Source organism: Kosakonia radicincitans DSM 16656 (genome assembly GCF_000280495.2).
Lineage (GTDB): Bacteria > Pseudomonadota > Gammaproteobacteria > Enterobacterales > Enterobacteriaceae > Kosakonia > Kosakonia radicincitans.
In genome coordinates, this window is record NZ_CP018017.1 from 252,897 (window position 1) to 274,684 (window position 21,788).

Here is a 21,788-nt window from a genome sequence, read left to right on the forward strand (position 1 = left end):
AGGGGAACCGAGTAATGAAAGGCTGTATCACCCGAAAAAGGTGTTTTCAGAGATGCACTATATGATGGAATAACAAGTTTTTGCAGATACTACCGGCGTAGAGGATGTCCCGAACACCTATAGCTGGAGTATCGATATTCACGGCATAATACGAATAAACCGAATGGGATATAAATATGGCAATTATTTTGGGTGTTTTATTTGTGATAACATTAACACTTAGCATCTATCAGTTGCGGAAGATAAGAAGACTATCATCCCGAATTAACACATTGGAATCCGTTATCCTGGGTGAACGGACGGGAAAGACAATTCCTTATGAATCGTTGCACCTTCTCAATATTTTGAGATTACAGGCACGACAATGGACTAGTTCGGAGGAAAATCCCGCTTTATTAACTATCCGGCCAGTTTGTATTGAACTGCTGGATGATTATATGTCTAAACTTTTAGCTTCTATTCCAGAATTGAATTTGATGATAGAACCTCGTCCTTCATATGCATCGCTATACAGTATCAATTCTGTAATGTTCTACATCGATAGTGAGAAACATGAAAAGTTGCCTATTCGCTTTCATTGCGCCAATCAAGACCTGGCAGAGCGCATTGCAAACTTGTTGCTATCGAAGGGCATTGAAGCTCGCGCAGCGATTGAAATGTCACACGTAGATTAGCCTGATATAAATAGATGGGCATTCTGTCCGGGTTGTTTATGCAGCCCTGTTTACAATGCACTGAATAAAACGGACAGCAATAACATAAGCCGTTAGCAAAAATCCCTCAATCAGAACCGTGGAAACAGCGACAGTCGTAAAATCCGTTGTTAGCTTGATCGCTGCTACTATCACCAGTCCGCCAAAAAGAATGCAGCGGGTAGCGATAGTTTCACGTTGAAACCAGCTAAAGAAAGCGCCCGCGATAATGACCAGGGAACAGTAAATCGAAAAAAGAAGTGTCATCATATTCTGTTATCCTATCTAACACAGAAAAAACTGGCCCGAAGCTTTTGAAACATATATGGAAATCAATCAGAGCACGTCTAACGAGCACGGTCTTATATATTCAATAACTATACATGTTGCTTATCATCATAAATGGATTTGGTATAGAGTGGCCAAAGAAAAAGGTAACAACAGTGGCAAGGACAACACAGGCTAACAATATCCACTCAAACTTTTCTGGAATGAATAATACCCGGATGGAACCTGCTGCGATAGTGCCACCAACTAAACCACCAATCAACGCTTCAGAAATTGTTGATAGTTCCATAAATTAAGTCTCCTGGTGTTTGGAGGGCTTCGGGAAGTTGCACCAGCTTATTCGCCAGACGCGTCCACTCACGTTAATAATAAAATCTGTCAGAAAACAACTCTACCAGAACCGTTGAAACTTCGATAAAAAAAGGACGCTGTTTTGAGGGCGTTTTCTATGCAAGTTATTTACAATGTTTCAGGCAATTACTTCACTACCGTAAGTTTTCGTTCGACAAACATTCAGATCCCATAGTTTGCGCTGGAACTGACCTATGTGGACGAGATCTGCTGTAGGTCTGTAGGGATTGGGGGCCATAGAGTAAATCTGGCATTTTTAGCTATAAAGTAATGATTGGGCTACACGTATGTAGGTTTTAAGGTTATGTTATCTCTGCCTCGTAATTCTGCGAGCACCTCATTAGGGAATAATATGAGTAACTTAAACCACATGGATAGAACCGTAACACAATACGTAAACACTAAAGTATTAGTGGCGCGTTTAGTACATCTTAGCGCCACTATCAGAAAGCTTGAATCCTACCAATCGTCATCTTGGGCAGATAGAGCTCTCCATGATTTATATGCAGAACTTCAGCGAATTTGGCCACAGGTGGAAGAGTATTATACTCAGATGCCAACATACCAAATGGAACGTGAGTTTTACGCTGAACTCGTGCAAATAAAGATAAAGGCTGAAGAGTACCTACGTAGAACTAAGCAGGAACAATAAAACAATTCGTTTTTGGGGAGCCCGGTGGGCTCCTTTTTTGTGATGGTTCAATCCGGTGACGTGGGGTTACCGAGCTGGCGCATTCCCACGATTCGCACCTGATGGATTACCGGTTTTACTTGGTCAGTTCTAACCGGCGCTGATAACGCTCCCAGCGCATGACGAGATTCGCCGGGTCTATCGGACGGCAAAGCCCGGTAATCACATGGCCATCGTATTGCTGCAAATCGGGATCTTCGGCCTGCGCGACAGGGTCAACGTGGACGGTCAACGTCTCCGGGCAAATGGCAAGGACGTTGTCGTCAAACAGCCGGTGCAGATCGATACGAAGCAGCAAGCCATTACTCCAGTGATCCAGACCACCAGCACTATGCTCTACCAGGTGTGCGGCCTCTGTCCTGCGGCGTAAGCTTGCTCCTGTAATCACGCAGCGGTCGTTACAGTTTCGACGGACGGTAGCAGCGAAATCAGCCTGATCCGGCCTGGTCACCACGCAGGTTGTAGAGCCTTCACGTTTAGGGTGCGCCAGGGGCGCAACAGACGGTTCCTGCATGGAGACGCGGGATTGTTCAACTTCGACGGAGATCAGGGCTGGCTGGGGTGCTGGCTGCGATTCTCGCACTACATCGTGCGTAATGCCGTTGGTTTCCGCTTCTTTAAGCTTTCCGACCTGGCTTGCTGCGGCCAGCGCACGGTCACGCGCTTCCTGCTTTTCTTCCTTCGTCCATTTACGTTTGGCAGGTTCGTGTGTGGGAGCCGGGAGATTATCTGGTTCATTGACCGGCACAGGGTCAACCATCTTTTTGCCTTGCATTGACTCAGCCATAAACCGGCGAGCCAGCACATCAGCGCGTAGTCCCGTATCGCGATGCTCATAAAGATAGGTGCGAAATTCCGTCACACGTCCGCCCACCAGCTTAATGGCCTCACTCATTCCGGCCTTGTTGATGGAAGCGCTACTGGTTTTCAGGTTGGGCAAACCGTACTGACGTGGGTTTTCTTTCTGGGTGCTTTCAGCGCCGGTCAGACGGCTCTCTCTGATTTTTCCATTATGCCGGGTCGGTGAATCGCCATTCGGATGTTCAGGAGATCGCCAGGTGTCTGCGGGAGGCGTATACGTTGTACCGTTCTTCTGGGCCATGTAGGCGAGCACTTCCCGCATATCAACACGGGTCTTTTTGCGCTCGGCAATACCTTCATCAATCTGACGTTCAAGATCCGCTCGCTTCTCTTTGTGCAGGCGGCGCGATTCCAGTACGGTTTCGTTATCATTCAGGCGTTCTACTATCTCACCGGTATTTAAATTCTGGTTTGCCAGTTCGCGCACCATGCTCAGCACTAAATCGCCCATTGGATGCCGGGTTGTGATACCCAGGCGCTCAAACGCCCGGTTGGTGATCTCGTTTCTGCGGGTTTGATTGGCCAGTTCCGTGATCTTCTTCAGGCGCTCGATTTCGGCAAGCTGTGCCCGCTTCATCAATTCGCTGCCGGTTAGCATGGCAACAATCTGAACCTGACTCTCACCCTTCAGTAAGTGCTCGGTGATGAATGTAGAAAGAGCTGCCCGCCCACCGTGATTTTTAGGGATACCCAGCGTGGCCAGAATGTCTCTCTTTAGAATATTACGCAGGTTAGCGGCCTTTTTTTCCGCTTCATGTTTGGCCTGCATGTCCCGGCTATGCTGCTTACGTTCGGCCCGGGTTTTCTTCACCTTCACTTTCGTCGTCACTACTCTTTACCTGGCAGGGCATCATCATCATTGATACCGGTCGCGGAGGCCTGCGGTCGTTACCTATCCCCCGCCGCTGGCCGCACATTTGATGGCGAGAGTATACCTGCTCTGTCGGCAGCGCGTCTTTTCTTGTCTTCATATATGCAAAATTAGTCCAACATACAAATGCGATCAGGGTCAACACCCCCGCGTCCACCCTGCAAAGCGCCCTTGACCTTTATACCCACTGAAACCCTCGCGCCCCCGGCCCCTCTTTTTTTTCTCTTTTTTTCTCTCTTTTTCTCATATTTTCTCGCATGGCTCATCCAGCGACCGGAGTCCCTATGTGGGGTTTGCAGGAACCGGACGGAAAGACCGGCACGGCCCGGTTGCCGCAGGCGGGGGAAATGGCCAGACCGGGCACGGCGGTTTCTTTTTAAAATGGTGGGCCCGGGCAGAATGGTTACCCCGGGCACGGGCCCGATCCTGAAAACGACACGGAGGTTTCAGGTACGGCTCCCCTTTCTGCCCCAAGCGAAGCGCAGGGGCAGAAAGGGGAAGTTTATTTGTATGTTGGACTAATAGAGGGTGATTTACGTGAATTCTGCCCGGGTTTTCCCGGCGATTATCCCGGAATCCATCACCGATATTCTTCCCTTTATCCTAATACCGGTGATGGCCACCGGCACAAAATGCAGGGTGTTCCGGCCCGGCGAAGATGCGGCCGCAAACCAGCACGAAAGTGTCGGTCGGAAAAAGGTGAAGCCAATGCTGGTGGCCGCACGGAATTCAGGCGGGCACTCGACGTTACTCACCCACGACTCCGGGTTAACGGTTCGACTCCGGGTAGCCTGGCCCGGGTGAAGCCCGGGGCAGGCTACCCTGTTTTTGTATGTTGGACTATTTTGACGGGTACTGGAGCAAACCACTCTGCCACACGATATGGCATTTAGTTACCGCTCTTGCGGTTCATGGATGAAATAGTCGGTTCTGTCAGGAGGGAGTCAGGGAAATGTGAAGAACCGAAATGGCCACGCTGAAAGATCATGTAGCCAGTTCAGATAAGCAAATTGAGTTAACGCCCTCGCTCATACCGCACCAGCTCTTCAGGTTTAGACAACCACTCTGTAATCTGGTGATCATGCATTGACGTATCGTATTCAAAGTCTGGCGGATAATACATATCGCCAACAAACCACTCTTCCTGCTTTAATTCATCCTCATCTATATCACAACCGCTATCAAGCCAGTCCCATCGGCCTCTTTTGTTAAAAATCACTCTCCCATTCGGCATAAAAGCTCCTTATTCAGTCAGATGGTTACGGTCTCGATATCTCGATGCCAGGTTAACATCGTTCACCAGTTTTACCACGGCTGGACGTTCGGCTTCAGTCCAGGAATCAGGCTGATAGTACACCCGCAGCGATTATCATCAAACTACTTCGCCTCTCAATCCCGCGCTCTCAAATTTCTGTTATGCATCATGCCAGAGTACAATATGAGGACACTATCGCCGGAATATTACCGACCGCCCCGACGATTAACGTTACCGGCCTAAGCTGAGGAAAATGGTTCTATGAAGTCATTTCTGATCAAAATGTCAAACGCGCATAACGAACACATCCGGGAAGTCGCTTCCGTGGATGAAGCTATTCGTATCGCATCCGAAAGAGCAAATGAAGGTTTCTGGCTTCCACCCAGCCGGGTCTGCGAAATGAGCAAGGAACATGAAGGCCGGTATACAGTCGGTGATGATGGCTGGTTCCGCCCCATCGAGCTGGCGGTTCCAGTCGAAATAGAAGAAGTGAAGTCGTCCTACGGGAACGGTGGTTACGACATGATTTCCGTAGGCAAATGGATCCAGACTCAATCAGGCTGGCAACCGTCACCGGCTGTCTGACTCTCCTTTTGTTTCGGTGGGGCTAGAGTGCCCCACTATTCTTCCGCTTTACGCTCGCGTTTTTCTTTGTCGCACTTCACTTTTTCATAAGCCTTGCCAAACCACTTAGGCTCTTTTCCCATCCCCGAATAAGATAGTCCTTCCGGCAGACTCTTCCAGAACACCGTTATCGCCTCGGCAAATTCTCTAAACTGTTCCTCGGAAACTTCAAGTTCTTCGTGGCGAGCTGGTCTCTCTTGCGGATAACCTTCGCATTGCCATACTGAGTAGTACTCCGGGTGAGCATTAACCAGTTTCTGGTGGGCATCACCATCTCCATGTTTATAAACGTTGACAACCTGATGACATGCACTGATTAACGGGAAACATGGCATGTTTCGTACTTCAATACCCAGCCATTCCATCAAATCCATAAGCCTCGGAAAACTGAGGTTCCAGATCAAATCTGATATCACAACCATGTCGAGCCACCGCCAGCTTCTGGCCTCCCGGATAAGCAGATCTCGTAATGCCTTGTCAAACTGGTGGTACATCCCAGCGGTCAGGGAAAGCGTGACCGTGACCTTCATTTCCCGCAACGCAACCCAGTGGCAAGCTTCAATCTGTTCAATATTCTCGTATACGTCACTTTCGTCGTGGTAATCAGGATTGAACCAGTCTCCAGCTGACTCTATAAATGACTCGCCTTTCTTTGTCGCTTCACTCCTGATCTCCACATCACTGAACTGCGACAGCAAACGTTCCTGCGCTTGTTCAGCGTAAAAAAGATGCGGGTTAAGCACCCACGGTCGGTCAATTGCCGCAAAGAAAAAGATGTTCCATCTCGGGTCGATAATTTCTTTTTCAGCATCAACAGCTGGCGCTGATACACTGCGGTTTGATTGTTTTTTTCTACCCATACCACTATCCAAATTAAAAACAGACGAAAAAAAACCGTCCAGCTGGACGGTTAATATCAAAATATCCTTCAGAAGTCTGACACGGGTCAGGCGCTAACCCGGGCAGTCGCTACTCACTAATTAAACCCCGCATAGGGGAAAACAATATTTTGATACTCCGACAACGCACCCCGCGATGGGGGAAGGTATGTCAGGCCAGTCTAACAAACCCAAAGCTCGTTGCAACCGCCAATCAGTGACTTAATCCTGGCAATCCTGATCATCAGTTTCAGTTCCGCAACTTAAGTAATCCATATTTAAAAACATTTTGTTCCCCGAGCCTGCCAATGCAGACAGACCTGAGATTTTACAGATCACGACAATCGACGGTACGCGTTTATAAATCTCGATTTCGCTTTCCCAACTTGACGCAAGATACCTTTCAAGCTGAAGTTCAGGGGTTACATCAACAGGTTGAATTCTGACCACAAAACCGTCTTTTCGCCCCTCATTGCGAAGAGATGTTAGCTGTTTTATCTCTGCATCGTTGAGTGTGGAAAATTTACGGCCATTAAGAATATGAGAGCAAAAATTGAAGCCAGTGATATGAGATGAGCCACCAGTTATCGATTCCAAAATGCTTGCATATTAGCTATCTGGGGGTTAGGCTCGCCTGTTTGCGGAGTGGATTCACATAATTCAAGGAGTCTTTCCAATTCCGATTTGGAATCACCCATACCCAATTCATTGCAAGGAAAAACATTGTGATTATTATTCATGAAAACTCCGTAGCATTAGATTTGAAGGCTAGTTTTCAACACTATGGGATCCCGAAATAAGTTCTCCCCCCCGCTCCCGGTAAGCTTTCGTTAATACCGCATAACTTTCTGAATTAACATGCTCATCAACCCCCGAACAAATCAGCCGGTTCGTCGGTGCTTCAAAAGCGTGGCGTTCGTATTTTTCGACCACGCGACAATCTTCCGACCATCTCTTGCCGAGCAACAAATCATTTGTGGTAATTGATGGAAACATCATCAATGCAAAAATTCCCCCAAGACAGCCTATTGGCACGAGCCACATGCAAACGATCTTGTTTTCGGAGCGTACAAATTTCAACCCGATGGTAGCGCCTATGATAGTCACGACAAATACCACCAGCAGAATTTTTAAGGGTAAAATCAGATCTGCGGCATAAATTAGCATTAATCATATCTCCTTAACTTTTCAATATTTGGTTCCTTCAAAAAGCCATCCATACTTTCCTTCATCTGGATGATCTGTCTTGTAGTTTATCTGGCAAGTGGTGAACTGACGCATCCATTCTCGTGACCTAAAAAATTTCCCACGAGGAAGTTTATCGCCAGGTAAGCATTGTTCAGCCCATTCGACAAAAGCAGGACAAACCCCCTTAAAGTGAGGAATAACAACTTGCGTGGCTTCTTTACGCATTACTGCTGACTGAATGGTTTTGGGATCAATCGTCATGGCTTCACAGGCTAACCCGACTTCACAAACATTTCTATTCTGCTGATGTTCTGTCATAGCGCCTTCCAGTTGAAGTTAAGTAGGGTCAGTTTGGATTTGAAAATTGTTGTACGGTAAGCCTGTTCTTGAACCTGCTTCGTGATCTTATGCCCGTTTGATGGCCACGGACTGACGCAAAAGTGCAAGAACGTCACTGACACTCATATCCCACGCATCCGCCTGCCGTTTCAGAATAAATGCCCCTACTTCCATTCTTTGGGCATGGTTCAACATATGCGTCAGCATATCCCCACCATGAGAAAAGTTTATCCCGCAGCCGGATGCACCATTGTTGATGAGCGTAAAACCTTTGTTTTTATCGGTTCCGTGAAAGTTTGCCCTCATCTCCTTTTCCAGCCCGAACAATACCGCGCAACATTGAGTTAATTCATAGCGATTCAGCTGGATGACGCGCTTAAGCTCCCATTGGGCTTCTTTTGCGCCATCAGCAATCGGAGCCATAGTGATGTTCACCGTGGGAAACGCATCCTTACCAGGCGAAACCACATATTGAAAATCAAGAGCAGTACGTTTTGCGCCCGTTTGCCGGTCTGCATAAAGCTTCAGCTGCTTACCAAATGTCGAAGTCATAACTATCCTCCAGAACTTAATTTACCCTGGTCATTCCAGCCGACAAAAGATTGTCGGGTTGTTTTCTACAGGCCTTCCCTCTCAATCCCACCGGGTATATTTTCCCCTTCCCTCTCGTTCCCACCGGCGATAAAAACTGTGCAGATTAAAAAAGTATCTTTTTGGGATTAGGCGAACAGCAGTAATTATAAAGAGGAGTGTTATTTTCTTTATTTTTCATGGTAATACAAGTTGTATTCAATAGAGGCCTGACGCGCCCCATCAGCTTTTCAGATGTAAATGGGACTATTTATCCTTTAGCGACTACAAAATCACGGGTGGGTTTGAGAGGGAAACGTCAACTTAGTGTTTTTGACCGGTGGGAATGAGACAGCACATTCCCGGAACCGGGCAAAAAGACGTTTCAAACATCAGGAACCTGTTAGTTTGGGATTCCGATCCGTGATCTGAATGGTGGGTACGCTGGTGTCCACCAGGTAGTAAAATTTCAGGTAACCGATGCTGGCAAGCACATCGAGAGCAGTTCGCATTTTCCGGTTCTGTTCGGCAATGCGCCCATTGAGCAGTAAACGCTGTCGAAGTCTGTCAAAGGTGATCGGGGCTGGATGTTGAGGTAGCGCTTCAAAAAATGTATAGAGCGCCTGAGCCGTTTCATTCCTGGTAAGTAGCTCCAGGGGTTTCTTCCGCAACAGAGTAAGATGATCTGAACGGTACAAATCCCAGAGTCGTTCGTCGGCTTCCAGGATGATGTAATCACTTTCACCATCAAATTCCGCCTCTTTCAGCAACCCGGCTACTTTGAACTTGGTGATCCCCGGGTTCTTCTCAAACCGAATGCTTTTTGAGCGAATCTTCGTCAACGAATCGGCTATCTCATTGCGCAGTTTCGTGCTGTAGCGTTTTGATGGGTAGCCGCAGAGTTTGGCAAATTCACTAAAGGGCATTTTAATCCGGTTACCTTTCAGCGCATCAGGCGATACGCTGAAGGAATGGACGATTGCTGTCCAGCACCGGAAGTCCTGGAAATAATTCAGCATCGGGCCGGTGATCTTTATGTCCGTGTACCCTTCCTGTTTTGCAATTTCCAGACTGGATAGCGCTTCCGTCACGTTTAGCGTGACCGTTGCCTCTGTTCGGCAACTGGGAGTAAAAACGCCCAGGCGGAGCAGTGATACAGGTTGTACTGATGAATTTTTTGTCACCGTCAGCTTTCCAGTCGACGGCTGATTGAAGTCGGGAATAGCGTCCTTGAAAAGAAGAACTTCATTCGAGTTCATCGTGTGGATCCCCCAGTTTTATTGTTATTTTCCGGGTATCTTGGAATGCCCAGTCCGGGCGAATGTATCACGGTGATTTTTATTGATCATGAGAAATAGGGGTCATTTAGTCCCCATTTATCGGGTATTGGTTTTTATTTGTACTAAATCAATACGTTATTTCAGAGATGAATCGGATAAATGTCGTTGACATCAAATTTTTGATCTGCTGCCAGTGTGGACAAAAAATGAATACCGATCACCTATTTTTGAGATTTGTTACGTATGATTATGTTTTTATTTGATGTTTTCATTAGCACAGCAGATGTTGATAATTAAGTTCCTTTCCCCTTCCAATCCCACCGTTATTCCCTTTGAACACCACCAGCTACCAGGCTAACCCCACCGACAGCCCTTCAGAGCTCACTTTTTTCCCTCTCAACCCCACCGGGGCAGGTCTTCAGAGCTTACCAGCTGCGGGTTTGCGGGAGCGGGGATCTTTTTGGTTCTATTTGGTCTTAATCTGGATCGATCTGTTGATCTACCCGGTGGATATGTGGATTAGTTGAGTCACGTCCTTGTTACTCGGTTGCTTAAATTTGGCCACTACGAACTGTCTCAATACCACTCTGAACAACATCCCAGTTGATACCGATATCACCATCGTGAGTTCGGTCTATCAACGCTAAGGTCGACTCAGCTTCGCTAGCTGAAACCTGCGGCATGTTTCGGTCTATTGCTAACTCCTGAACATCAGACTTGTACCAGACACGGACTAGCACCTTTTCGTCAGGGTTCATTTTTTGCAGCTTTGCGATAATTTCTTTTGCAGTTGCGTACATGTGAGTGCCTCTTATCGTTTTGTTTACACAATCAGTAAAGCACCGAGTCAGTAGCTGACGAAGGCAAAAAAGATACTTTTCCACAGGACAGTTCCAATAAAGAGATCCCAAAGGTGCAACGGAGTACAAAAGAGATCCCTGTACGCTGCAAGCCGCATGGTTACTGGGCTCAAGGGCATTTTATGACAATGGTAATGACTTTTTTGACATTGGTAATGATTAAAATGACATTGGTAGTGACTATTTCGACGTTAGTAGTGAGTATTTGTGACAATGGTAGTGAGTTTTATTGTGTGATCTGAAGGTATAACTCTTAAAGAGTTTTGAGTATATTTCTATTATAATTCATATAGATACCATCTATCACCTGTATGATGAAACAAAATTATTAAAATCTTATCCACTGTTTTCTATACGCATTTTCCTTTCATGCCCGTACATATTTTCGACAATTTAGCTATTCGATGTTGATTTAACTCGAAGAGAGAATTTATCCCCATTTTCCACAAGGTAGTTCCAATAATTAGTACCTTACGAGTTCCCATAGATCACAAGAGATCCCCGCAGCTCGGAAGCCAGACGGCACAAGGCCTGGAAGCCAATCGGTGACAACGGTAGTGATTATTTTGACATTGGTAGTGAGTTTTTTAACGGTAGTAGTGAGTTTTTTGACAACGGTAGTGATTGCGGCGACAATGGTAGTGATTTTTTAAAGGATCTTTTTCACCGGAATTGATCCTTTGTTGATAAACTACGTATGTATTTGTTTTTATGTGAATTTCAGAGTTTTATATTTAGTCGTGGCGTTTTTTTAGCCTGGACTTATGCACAATCTGAGATCGTCGCAGAGATCCCTTAAGTGACACTGAGGGCTTTGGGCGATAGTATTCAATAATCTGTTGATTAATACAGTCGATAAACCACTATGACCAATGAGAAAGATTCTGAGCAGCAAGGCCAGATGGTTACCAGGGCTTTCTCTGTAACAGAGAGAGAGACAGGTAAAGAAATTATTTTACGTCCTAATAGCAGCAGGACGGTTCAGTCTATCGCGCTCATGCGCCTTGGGTTGTTTGTGCCATCACCAAAAAGCGTTGGCCGTCAGAGTCGTGAATACAAAACTGTTGGCTTTGATGCCACGAAAGAACTACAGACACTTTCTTTGATGGAGAGCGAGGGTTTCACCAATATCTCGATCGTGGGTCAGCGCCTCGATATGTCTGTTGACTTCAAAACGTGGATGGGAATCATCCGAACGCTAGCTAACCATCCGATTGATAACGATAAGATCAGCCTCAAATTTACTGAGTTTCTGAAGCTCTGTAACCCTGAAAATTATCGTTCCTCTACCGCATCCCGTAAGCGTATCGACGCGTCGTTACGCAGGCTGGCATCCGTGATGTTGTCCTTCACCAGCACCCACTCGTCAAAGGTGTATACGACGCACCTGGTGCAGTCTGCCTTGCTTGACCCGGACTCTGATCAGGTAGAGCTACAGATAGACCCTAAGATATTCGAGTTGTATCAGTACGACCACAAGGTTTTGATGCAGCTGAAGGCTATCAAGGAACTGGCGAAAAAAGAGAGCGCACAGGCGCTTTACACGTTCATTGAGTCACTTCCACCAAATCCAATCCCGATCTCCTTAACGAGACTTAAGAACCGATTAAATCTTAAGACCCGTGCCAACAGCCAGAACGCCACAGTACGTAAGGCATTGGAGGAGCTGGCATCCATTGGTTACCTTCAGTACACCGAAGTAAAAAAAGATGGGAAGGTTTATTTCCAGATCCACAAACGCGATCCTGATTTGAATCTGAACAATATCCAACCACCACCTGATGGTGATGGCGAGGGTGATGCTGATGAGGAGAACAATGGCACGTCGGGTAAAAATAATGGTGAGCCACTGGAAGGTGAATTGTGCCCACCAGATGAGCCCATTGATGGGGATGAAACGTTAACCATCCATGACTTAACAGCTGAAGAACTTCACTACATTCGCAGCCTTAGAAGCCAGAAAAAGAACAATCCCGCCAGCTAGCATTCCCTCCGGGCTGTCAGATGACGGCCTGGAACCCTCCCTCCCTGCACATCGTCAGAGAATCCTGTTTAGCTTAATGACAACGGTATTGAGTGACGCGGTCACTACTGTTGTCATTGCGGGGTGACCACTCATGACAATGGTAATGAGACTAGATAGCTCACTACTGTTGTCATCATCGACATCTCTCCAGACCAGCTTCTCAGGGAAGGTCTTACACCGCTCACTACCATTGTCGGAATCGCCGGTACAGACAAATCGCTGATACCCATGACACCATGACATCGGCAATGAGTCTTGGCAGCTCACTGCTGTTGTCATCATCGACAACTCTCCAGAGCAGCTTCTCGGAGAAGACCTCATACCGCTCACTACCATTGTCGGCATCGTCAGTACGGATTTATCGCTGATTCCCATGACACAATGACAACGGTAATGAGTGATTTGACTCACTACCGCTGTCATTTGCTCCCGGCGCATTTGAATGACCACTGTATTGACTAAGAATACTCACTACCGTTGTCATTCATGATTCAGACCAAGTTCTTACTGCTCCACCAGCACAATGACAACGGAAATGAGTTCTGTTGGTCATTACCGTTGTCATATGCATTCCAGGTTAATCAGGCCTTTCAGGTAGCTATGGTAAGGATTCACTCGCCGTACTGTCTGCTCGTACTTGAGGGGCGGGATGAATGACCGTGGTAGTGACCGCGTCACTCCCTGTCGTTGTCGTTGTATGAATACATGGCCTGTCGGTGACAATGGAAATGAGTCCAACCGCTGTCGTAGCTAACCTGATTGGTCAATGACAATGGATGTGATTTTTTCAAGTCTCTACCATTGTCATCGTTTCCAAGTACATTTCAGTGGGGTCGTTCCGGCGATGACGAATCAAGTGAGTGCGGGATCACAACCATTGTCGAGGCACAACTTGCCGGTTGTAGCCATACCGAACGCTGCGACAACGATAGTGATCTCGATCACTCATTACCGTTGTCACCAGGCGGATGGTGAAGCACCAGAATCACTACTGTTGTCATCTAACATTCTGCTACCCATGCAACCAATGACGATGGTAGTGAGCAACGCCGTCTACTTGCTGTATATAGGGATAGTATGATGAGCCATAACAATGGTAATGACTCACTACCATTGTCATAGTTCCTGTACTTGATTGCCGGTAACCAGACAAGGGTTAACCATTAAGTCACTACCGTTGTCATTACAGAAAGGTACTTTCCTTAATTGTCATTACCGTTGTCGACCATGCACCCTCTTACCAGTAGTAACGGTTCGTTAATTATGTGAAGGTGATCATTACCATTGTCACTGGTTACACTCCCGGCAGATTCAAAAATCGAGTGACAATGGATGTGAGTTCGATGCGCAGGACGGCATCTCAGTGCCGATGGCAATAGTTATGAGCTGACCAGACTGGTGACAACGATAATGAGCCAAGCATTGAAGCCCGTTTGCTACGACAACGGTAATGATTAGGCCTCACTACCGTTGTCAGACACGATGCTTACTTCGGCCAGGTAAGTTCATCCCACCGGGATTTTAACCAGGCAGGGTTTACAGGTTTTCTTGTCGGTAATATTGGCCGAGCTTCATACGCGATGAGATCGTCATCCTTAGCCAGGATAGTGGGGTGGAAATGGATTGTCAGGGTGCTGGGATTAATCACACACAGGCCGTTGTCGTATAACCGATGTATGTCTGCCCGAAGCCACAGGCCATTACTCCAGTGGTCAGAGCCCGCTTTATGATGCTCAATCAGATGTGCTGCTTCTCCCCTGCATTTTGTCTTCACACCGGTGACGACACACCGCTCCATGCAGTTGAAGTATACCCTGTCGCTGAATTTCTTCTGATCAGGACGGGACATCGCACCGTACCGGCGATATCCAAAGCGTTTTGGTGAGACTTTCTCATCCAGGTCATCGTCAAATGAATCCTGACTCTCAGGCCGGAAGGTCTTCAGACGAACTTCCCAGCGAATGCCGTCACGTGCAAATTGCTGCCCTACGCGTGGGTCATCATCAGGCCAGATAGCTATTCCCTTAGCTTTAACAGCCAGCCGGAACTGGCGGGCATCAGCAGGGGTTCCCGTGCGGGTTAGTGTCATAAATTCATGGACACTCCGGTACTCCACTGGTTCTCCTGATGAGCCAGCAGGCCTGGCGAGAACCTTGTCTTTAATATCGCGGGCGAGTTTATCGGTTTGATTTTTATCTGAAGCCATGTGAGCTATGCCATACCGGAAGAGGGAGGCATGAATAATGGGCTGTTTTCCGAGGATAAGCCATAGATACTCACTACTGTTGTCATTCTTGTCGATGACAACAGTAGTGAGTCTGGTTGGTATGCATCATGTCGAAATCGGAGCACCGGTGACTTATCGAATAGTCTGAACTGACTTGTAATGCGCTTGTGCAGGGTGGCCATAAGCCGTATTCGAGCGTGGAACTTCGAGGTGACCCGGCATCCATCCGGTCGTTTTTGCAACCCAGAAACAGCGTTCCTCACCGTCATCGGTAGTGACTCTAACACGACAACCTTCAAGCCCAATTAGTTGGGGGGAAAGATTACCGGGGCAGCATTTCCGGGAAGCGTTAGCATATACCTGCCCGCGCCGCATGAGTTCTGCACATTGTTCAAAATGTTCTTCTGTACCCAGTGCAGCTACTGGTGCTTCAACGTCCATCCAGTCAGCTACGGCGGTTGCTTTTGTATGCAGGAGATCAAATCCGTAGCTTGATAGAATAGAGCCACATTTAAGAACATAGAGCTGCTGCTCTTTGTTAATGTTTTCGAGTTTCATAGCCGCTCCTGTTAGATTATCGTTGCCTGTTATTTAAAACATGGCTTTTCAGTAAATAAATAACCACACCTGCATGACGATTGGGACGCGATAATAAATAACGAGTATCTATTAGCTTTGAGTGCCGAAAAAACCACAATCCATAAGTTGCTCACCAACGGTATTGTCGAATAACATATCGTCTACTGAAACTTCATAGCTATTCTCTGATGAAAAATATCCAGCGTTATCATAGTCGACTTCTAAAGCGTCACCATCAATAACCACAACCTCAGTATTAACGAAAAGATCATCAAGGTCTGAAATAACCTCAATATCTTCACTCTGTTCATCGGTAATGACAATGACAACCATATCATCTTCAAACTCGGAAGCTGATACTTCATCATATCTTGCTGCAATTAAATCTGACATATTAGCCTCCAGTTGAATGTGATTGCCTATATGTCTATATTACCACCCACATGCTTGTGACGAAGTGATTTGGCTTATTTTTAATCGTTTAAAACAAAAAAGCCACCCCGGTTATTTCCTTGGTGGCTAATTGATATTATCCCTCGGCTAGTTCCAGCGCTTCCTTCTGGGAAGTGGCTTCACCGAACCAGACCAGATCATAATGCGTGAAGTCAGTAGATAACATGCTCCTGACCCGTTGTTCCTCTGTTGCCACAGTGCGGCTATAGACAGCTACACAGCGCTCTCTCTTCCCGCCCCGCAATGATGAAGGGCTGTTGAAAATCGCAAAACACATCGTTTCCGGCTTAACGTTAACCCCGCCCATTTTTTCAATGACGTAATCATAGGCAATTTTTTCAATGTCATAAAATGAGCCGTCAGATGACACCATTGAATATTTCAGAACAGTACCCCCCAGAGCTCGCTTAATCTGGTGCTCCCTTTGCTGCTCGTTGTTCCAGCGAAAGGTTTGACGGCTGCTGGGGTGTCCTACTTTCTGTTCCGCTTTTGCACGTGGGCTATAGCCGTCAGCAATGAGTGAATCCATAAATTCACGCATTGATAAAATCTTACCGTTATGACGAATTTGTTTGGCTAGGAAGTTTTCAATACGTTTTTCGTTGGCTTTTTGAAGTGTCATTTTTTCTGGCCTATGGTTCGTTGTCGTTATATTCAGTAAACCATAGGTCGTTCATGTGACGAAACGTGTATTTATTCAACCCTATCTTCAATTATTTCGGTCATTAGAAAACGCAAATGATGATTATCGCCATCAGGATTGATTTTGTTTTTGTGATAATCCATTACGCTTACATTTCTTGCTTGTTTGAAGTGGTAATTATCCATCGCGTTTACAGTTTTCTCATAGTAAGCTTCAGCTGAATAATCCAATAAACTTCGATAATAGGCAGCGACAACATCCCATCGACGATTTTCCGATGCTTTACATAACTCTTCGTCGTCACCTATTGCCGCTATGATATAACCATATATATAGCCAAGACATATGTCATGATTAATGGCTTTTCTGAATAATTCGGGAGAATATACCATAAGTATAAAGCCTAAAGACCTATGTATAAATACCCTGCTGTCATGGACTATTTTTCTGTCATGTTCGATAGCTGATGGCGCGTTATCACCCTCAAGAGTAACAGGTTCAGGTATAGAGACTGACGGTTCCGCCCTCTCCTGTTTTGTTGCGCCAGCGAAAAACCTGCTTATACGTTCAAACATAATGTGTCCTCCGCATTTTTGACTCAGTATAGCCAGGAGCACTGGCCCGTGTGCGGGAACGGAAGATGACCGTCGATATCCCGTTGTTACTTAACCAGCCTTACCGTACTATCAGGTGAATTATAGTTCACGTGGATTAACCTATGTACAAACCCACCAGCGATGAATTTAAAGCAGAGATGAAACGCAAAGGCTGGACGCGGCAGGCGCTGGCACAGCGCTGGGGCAAGTCCGAAAGATGGATAAGTAATATTTCAGGTAATGAGGAACGCGAGCAGCATTGGAACGATGCGCTTGCAGGACTACCAGTATTAAAAAAAACCAAGAATAAGTGAAGTATAGTTCCCTTTTTTATTGATTAAATGTGAACTATAGTTCATGCTTTCTCGTGTGTTCGACTTCACTTCCCATCGAGGAGCAGCAGGCATGAACGTAGATCAGCGGCAACGTATTGAGCAGGAAATTGCCCGGGCAGCAGCAACCGGGTTGATTGAAGCAGGATATAGCATCTCGGTATTCGACTCAGAAGAGATTGTGCTGAAGCGCTCTACGAACGTAGAACGTATTGTTGAAGCCATGTTCTCTACTGATGAAGACTACTTCTATGCTTATCGCCCTGAAGAAACTGAACGTGCAGGTTACGTCCATTTTGTTTACGGCAATGAGGGATGGAATGTTATCAGCGATAACAGCCTGTCGCTTGAACCGGCGCTTGAAGCCGCTACTGCTCTGTCTGAGTCTTATGCCTGACCCTCAATGGCCCACTTAGTACTCGCAAGTGGGCTGTTTCTTATTCATACCCCATATGAATAGCAACATTATCACCACCTCGTGCCTATCCCTTTCTCCGTTCTTCGCCCCGGCACCAAGCCGTTCCGTTTTGTAATTGATGCCACAGCTGTAACGCGAAGAAATAAAAAGCCCGCTTGCAACGACTAAAGCGGGCTTTTTTTTATTCATACTGCATATGATTAACGGTCTATCCACCGTTCAATAATCCCATCAGGTACATCGAAATCATTGTCGCGGAAGAAATCCTTTTCGTATTTTCTGGCCTGCGGCATCGTCTTGAGTACGAAGAGGATGGCATCCTCCTTGGAACTGAACGAAGTCCGCGTAATGACGTGATCCGGCGCGTGAATGTGGGAGAGTGCCAGGCTTTCTTCGGTTCCTGGCTTACACAAATCACACCAGTGCTTATGCCAGAATGTCTCACCATTCTTCTTCAGCTTCGCCCCTGGTTCACCGGTTGGCGCTGGGTTAATAACCACCTCAAGAATATCTACCGGCTCATCTGCATCTCGCGCCGCATCGCCGAGCAGTTGATCGATAAGCAACTCCCCGGCTGAACTGACCAGGTTGCTGGCTATCGTGAAGCGACGGTGTAAGCCGCGATCTGCCTCTTGCTGAATCAGCGCTATCTGCGATTTAAACGATACCATATGCGTAAGCACAGCATGGTTAACGCCGAAATCAGGCCCATATGTCTCTATGTTTCGGTCTGCGCTAAAAGGGGCCATGTCCGGGCGCTGTTTTGTGCAAAAGAGACCCAGACTTGTTTTCTTATTGGCAAGATTATCGAGCTTACCCTCTTTGACCTCGTAATTTGAAATCAGACGGTGGGCTACCCGGGCCTTGAGTGCCTTATCATTCAGATTCTGATAGATATACTCGACCGCAGAGCCGCGTGTACCAAGATATAAGTATGACCACTCCTCACGGTCGACAATAAGACCAATCGGGATCATCATTACTGGCTTTTGAACGATCCCGCCAGTCGGTCGGTAGAAGTTCATTTCTTCAAAAGCATTAATCCACAATTCTGCCAGCTCGCTCAGACCTTCCTGGTTGCTGGGATTCAGACGCTTGAGAGTCTCACGGCCCAGTTCAATGTCTGCCAGAGCTTTAAGTTTCCGGTCGTAGCTTTCAAATACAGACTTTAACCCTTTCCACTCATCCACCAGCGGCCATTCTTTGAGGGTGCATTCAGATACGCTCAGTTCGTTAACCAGAGCCCATGAGCGAGATACCTCTTTCACACCGGTACGCGTCAGACTCAATACCACACGTATAGCCCATTTGTGTTTCTCAGCTGCATCGTTTCGTTCTTCAGCTCGTGGGGCTACATACAGGCCCAGTTTGCCGTTTGGCATTACCACAAGCCGTAGAGGAGAGTTTCCAAGTTGCTCACAGTAGCATTCAATTTGCGGGATGCTTGCATGACCTCGCCATGCAATTAAATCCATCATGGCAAGGAGCGCTTTCCATTGCTTCTCATCTTCCAGACCACTTTGGAGGGATGCACCTCGGTTTGCGCAGCGCCACGTCTGAATCGTTTTATCTACAGCCGCAACCCGGTCATTTTCGTCACCGATGTTCCCGGCGTTTAAAGCCGCCAGCATTTTGCTTCGGTATTGTTCTTCATGCGTTTCTTCCAGCTTCAGCAGTGCCGCAAGTTCTTTGAAGAGCCGGATGTAATAAAGATGGTTAGCCCGGATACGCCGGTTGTGAATGTAATATTCGAGATCGGCGGATTTCACCGTGTCCAGGCAAAGATAGCCAAGGCTATCAGAGGTTCTGAATTTTGAGAGGCATACCTTGGCATTGAATTCTCGTTTGTCTGACTTCGCATTACGGCTGTAGGTGTGCTGAACGACTGGCACATCAACGTAGATCTCTTCATTCTTCTGGTATGCCACGCTGGTACTACGGCTTTTAACGAAATCAACCGTGAATGAATGTCCCCGGTAGCCGTTACCTGAATCATCCTTAGCTGCCCCGGGTGCGGTAACCGGATTAACGACCTGTCTCCACTCACAAAAGACGCGTGAACCAGAACGCAGGTGCTGGTTCGCCTGCTTAATGTAGGACTCCAGCGATGGTCTGGTATCGGCCTCCGGGTCACTCAACAGACCGGTTCCATCTGCGTCATGAATAAAGCGGCAATATTTCTCCTGGAAGTCCATCGAGATGAAATTAATGTTACTACTGCGATCATAGAATTCGCCAAACAGGCGCTCACGCTGGTCGAGCCCGCAGCAAAGGATCAGGAAACGTTTATAGTGCAGCGCCATCTTTTCATGCGCCCGCAGCCGGTCAGTGTAAGCTACATCGCGGAAGGTGATGCGAGAACCGTCAAAACCGCGAAAAAGCGCGTCCTGCTCGTCACGTTCAGGGAACAGCGTATGAGCGCCCAGATGAGATTCAACCGGGCTGCATACCTGGTAAATATTTTCGCCGTCTCGTACCAGCAGGAAGACACATCTGTTTTGAAAGTCTTTGGCCGCAGCCTCCCACGGATCCTGATAATTGACGTGCCGTCTGGTGACGGCCATAACCAGTACGCAACGTTGGGTCGGGAAAATCTGCTCGATTAGGCCCGGGTGTTTTTGCAGTGCCTGGTCGAATAAATCTGCTTTGGTGAAATCGAACCAGTCTCCCAGATCCAGATAGACAGCGAGCTCCTCATCCATCAGTAGCTTTTTCTGGACAAATGTCAGAGGAATGTCGCTCGGGGCTGAATTGCCTTTGATTATCGTGTTGACGACAACATCTTTGCCGATGAAAAGATCCAGAGACGCAATCCCTTTCATCAGCGATTCAACGTTCTCCCTGCTCTCTTCGAATGCGGCCAGCTGCGCCGCAGCCATTTCCTGGTAATAGGGTACGACGGCCTGAACGGCCCTGGTAATTTCGTTATTCTTACCTTGTAGCCATTCAGATTGTATGACGGCCAGTTTATGTCCATGCCGAGCCGCTTCCATCATTCCCTTAATGCTTTCCTCATTGACACCGGATGTCAGCGCATTTTCTAACGGGCCGGTGGCGAGGTTTGTGTACTGGTCAATCGTCGCGGGTAGAGTATTGAGTTTGTTCTCGCTTTTTTCTGTCTGCTCTTTTTCAAGGCGTTCCGCAATGATCTCTTTCATGCGTTCAGGGTTTGTCATCGCCTCGGAAAGTTCAACGGTCAGCTTCTGAGCCAACTGCTGGCAGGCCTGCACTTCACTTTCGCGGACTTCTTTCGAGTCAGCAGCAAAGGTGAATTTGTTAACGAAGTCATCAAACAAAAAGCGGTGCTGAGTGAAGCTACGGGTAGTGCCACAAGTGCGGCCAGATTCATCGGTATATTCAAACCGAATGTGTTGGCCATGTTTTGATGGGTGGGTGCGCAGAATGACCGTATGCAGTTTGTTGTCGACCCAACGCAGCGATTCAATCAGCAGTACTTCGGAAGCGGCAATGTTCTCTTCAGCAATGGCTTCATTTGCCCGCCAGTACTGACCGCCTTGAAGAGAATGGAAACGTTCAATTCGCTCTACCGGTTGTTCAATGCGCACGATACCCGTCATTATGATCTCCTTCCCCCGGCTTTAGCCATGTTGCCGCTATTGTACTAGGACATGGTGTTTCTAATGGCTTAAATGGGGGACATATTGTTTGTGATACTTTGATTTTATCGTTGGGGGGGCAGGTGACGAATAGCTCTGGGGGATGAAAGGCAACGAAGAGTTGCCTTTTACGAAAAGGAAGATGCAGT

At 47.1% G+C, this 21,788-nt stretch carries 24 protein-coding genes; 7 read left to right on the top strand and 17 right to left on the bottom strand.

The window, feature by feature from the left end; translation table 11 throughout:
• Positions 1 to 176 precede the first annotated feature (176 nt).
• Positions 177 to 674, top strand: a complete 498-nt coding sequence (locus tag Y71_RS29550; RefSeq protein WP_016241538.1) for a hypothetical protein — start codon at positions 177 to 179, stop codon at positions 672 to 674.
• A gap of 36 nt (positions 675 to 710) precedes the next feature.
• Here Y71_RS29550 and Y71_RS29555 read toward each other — a convergent pair whose 3' ends face one another.
• A complete protein-coding gene (locus Y71_RS29555; protein WP_007372348.1) occupies positions 711 to 962 on the bottom strand; it encodes a hypothetical protein in 252 nt (83 codons plus the stop codon).
• A 100-nt stretch (positions 963 to 1,062) separates the two neighbouring features.
• Complete coding sequence (locus Y71_RS29560) at positions 1,063 to 1,269, bottom strand: hypothetical protein (protein ID WP_032951190.1); 207 nt, start codon at positions 1,267 to 1,269, stop codon at positions 1,063 to 1,065.
• Positions 1,270 to 1,683: 414 nt separating this feature from the next.
• Here Y71_RS29560 and Y71_RS29565 point away from each other — a divergent pair, with 414 nt between their 5' ends.
• Positions 1,684 to 1,983 (top strand): hypothetical protein, encoded by a 300-nt coding sequence (locus Y71_RS29565; RefSeq protein ID WP_024196077.1) that lies wholly within the window; start codon positions 1,684 to 1,686, stop codon positions 1,981 to 1,983.
• Positions 1,984 to 2,098: 115 nt separating this feature from the next.
• Here the strand turns inward: Y71_RS29565 and Y71_RS29570 are convergent, their stop codons facing one another.
• Positions 2,099 to 3,712: an HNH endonuclease signature motif containing protein gene (locus Y71_RS29570; protein ID WP_007372347.1), complete on the bottom strand. Its 1,614-nt coding sequence runs from the start codon at positions 3,710 to 3,712 to the stop codon at positions 2,099 to 2,101.
• Between the two features lie 579 nt (positions 3,713 to 4,291).
• Between Y71_RS29570 and Y71_RS30890 the strand changes: the two genes are divergently transcribed.
• Positions 4,292 to 4,558, top strand: coding sequence for a hypothetical protein (locus Y71_RS30890; protein WP_016241542.1), 267 nt, complete (start codon positions 4,292 to 4,294; stop codon positions 4,556 to 4,558).
• A 211-nt stretch (positions 4,559 to 4,769) separates the two neighbouring features.
• Here the strand turns inward: Y71_RS30890 and Y71_RS29580 are convergent, their stop codons facing one another.
• Entirely contained in the window at positions 4,770 to 4,988 is a 219-nt protein-coding gene (locus tag Y71_RS29580) for a hypothetical protein (RefSeq protein WP_007372345.1), read from the bottom strand.
• Positions 4,989 to 5,270: 282 nt separating this feature from the next.
• Here Y71_RS29580 and Y71_RS29585 point away from each other — a divergent pair, with 282 nt between their 5' ends.
• Positions 5,271 to 5,594 (top strand): hypothetical protein, encoded by a 324-nt coding sequence (locus tag Y71_RS29585; RefSeq protein WP_007372343.1) that lies wholly within the window; start codon positions 5,271 to 5,273, stop codon positions 5,592 to 5,594.
• Positions 5,595 to 5,629: 35 nt separating this feature from the next.
• Here Y71_RS29585 and Y71_RS29590 read toward each other — a convergent pair whose 3' ends face one another.
• The 7 genes from Y71_RS29590 to Y71_RS29620 all read right to left on the bottom strand — a co-directional run bounded on the left by Y71_RS29590 (position 5,630) and on the right by Y71_RS29620 (position 10,688).
• Positions 5,630 to 6,493: a hypothetical protein gene (locus Y71_RS29590; RefSeq protein ID WP_016241543.1), complete on the bottom strand. Its 864-nt coding sequence runs from the start codon at positions 6,491 to 6,493 to the stop codon at positions 5,630 to 5,632.
• Positions 6,494 to 6,733: 240 nt separating this feature from the next.
• A complete protein-coding gene (locus tag Y71_RS30895) occupies positions 6,734 to 7,108 on the bottom strand; it encodes a hypothetical protein (RefSeq protein ID WP_223226822.1) in 375 nt (124 codons plus the stop codon).
• Between the two features lie 171 nt (positions 7,109 to 7,279).
• Positions 7,280 to 7,678: a hypothetical protein gene (locus Y71_RS29600; RefSeq protein WP_016241545.1), complete on the bottom strand. Its 399-nt coding sequence runs from the start codon at positions 7,676 to 7,678 to the stop codon at positions 7,280 to 7,282.
• A 21-nt stretch (positions 7,679 to 7,699) separates the two neighbouring features.
• A complete protein-coding gene (locus Y71_RS29605; protein WP_009651680.1) occupies positions 7,700 to 8,017 on the bottom strand; it encodes a hypothetical protein in 318 nt (105 codons plus the stop codon).
• An 87-nt stretch (positions 8,018 to 8,104) separates the two neighbouring features.
• Positions 8,105 to 8,590 carry a hypothetical protein gene (locus Y71_RS29610; protein ID WP_007372340.1) on the bottom strand — a complete coding sequence of 162 codons (486 nt, stop codon included), beginning with the start codon at positions 8,588 to 8,590 and terminating at the stop codon, positions 8,105 to 8,107.
• Positions 8,591 to 9,000: 410 nt separating this feature from the next.
• Positions 9,001 to 9,867, bottom strand: a complete 867-nt coding sequence (locus tag Y71_RS29615; RefSeq protein ID WP_008786567.1) for a RepB family plasmid replication initiator protein — start codon at positions 9,865 to 9,867, stop codon at positions 9,001 to 9,003.
• Between the two features lie 572 nt (positions 9,868 to 10,439).
• On the bottom strand, positions 10,440 to 10,688 hold the full coding sequence (locus tag Y71_RS29620; RefSeq protein ID WP_016241546.1) for a hypothetical protein: 249 nt from the start codon (positions 10,686 to 10,688) through the stop codon (positions 10,440 to 10,442).
• Between the two features lie 925 nt (positions 10,689 to 11,613).
• Here Y71_RS29620 and Y71_RS29625 point away from each other — a divergent pair.
• Positions 11,614 to 12,732, top strand: a complete 1,119-nt coding sequence (locus tag Y71_RS29625) for a replication initiation protein (RefSeq protein WP_016241547.1) — start codon at positions 11,614 to 11,616, stop codon at positions 12,730 to 12,732.
• Between the two features lie 1,528 nt (positions 12,733 to 14,260).
• Here Y71_RS29625 and Y71_RS29635 read toward each other — a convergent pair.
• From Y71_RS29635 to Y71_RS29655, 5 genes are all read right to left on the bottom strand, one after another.
• The gene (locus tag Y71_RS29635; protein ID WP_007372337.1) at positions 14,261 to 14,980 is read right to left on the bottom strand and encodes an HNH endonuclease signature motif containing protein; all 720 of its coding nucleotides are present in this window, start codon (positions 14,978 to 14,980) and stop codon (positions 14,261 to 14,263) included.
• Between the two features lie 153 nt (positions 14,981 to 15,133).
• Positions 15,134 to 15,559 carry a hypothetical protein gene (locus tag Y71_RS29640; protein ID WP_016241550.1) on the bottom strand — a complete coding sequence of 142 codons (426 nt, stop codon included), beginning with the start codon at positions 15,557 to 15,559 and terminating at the stop codon, positions 15,134 to 15,136.
• A gap of 111 nt (positions 15,560 to 15,670) precedes the next feature.
• The gene (locus tag Y71_RS29645; RefSeq protein WP_007372336.1) at positions 15,671 to 15,973 is read right to left on the bottom strand and encodes a hypothetical protein; all 303 of its coding nucleotides are present in this window, start codon (positions 15,971 to 15,973) and stop codon (positions 15,671 to 15,673) included.
• Positions 15,974 to 16,109: 136 nt separating this feature from the next.
• Positions 16,110 to 16,655, bottom strand: a complete 546-nt coding sequence (locus Y71_RS29650; protein WP_007372335.1) for a hypothetical protein — start codon at positions 16,653 to 16,655, stop codon at positions 16,110 to 16,112.
• A 71-nt stretch (positions 16,656 to 16,726) separates the two neighbouring features.
• Positions 16,727 to 17,251, bottom strand: coding sequence for a hypothetical protein (locus Y71_RS29655; RefSeq protein WP_016241551.1), 525 nt, complete (start codon positions 17,249 to 17,251; stop codon positions 16,727 to 16,729).
• Between the two features lie 143 nt (positions 17,252 to 17,394).
• Here Y71_RS29655 and Y71_RS29660 point away from each other — a divergent pair, with 143 nt between their 5' ends.
• Entirely contained in the window at positions 17,395 to 17,586 is a 192-nt protein-coding gene (locus Y71_RS29660; RefSeq protein WP_007372333.1) for a hypothetical protein, read from the top strand.
• Between the two features lie 91 nt (positions 17,587 to 17,677).
• Positions 17,678 to 18,001 (top strand): hypothetical protein, encoded by a 324-nt coding sequence (locus Y71_RS29665; RefSeq protein ID WP_007372332.1) that lies wholly within the window; start codon positions 17,678 to 17,680, stop codon positions 17,999 to 18,001.
• A 221-nt stretch (positions 18,002 to 18,222) separates the two neighbouring features.
• On the opposite strand, the gene Y71_RS29675 is transcribed toward Y71_RS29665, so the two are convergent.
• Positions 18,223 to 21,600: a hypothetical protein gene (locus Y71_RS29675; RefSeq protein WP_007372331.1), complete on the bottom strand. Its 3,378-nt coding sequence runs from the start codon at positions 21,598 to 21,600 to the stop codon at positions 18,223 to 18,225.
• Positions 21,601 to 21,788: the final 188 nt, after the last annotated feature.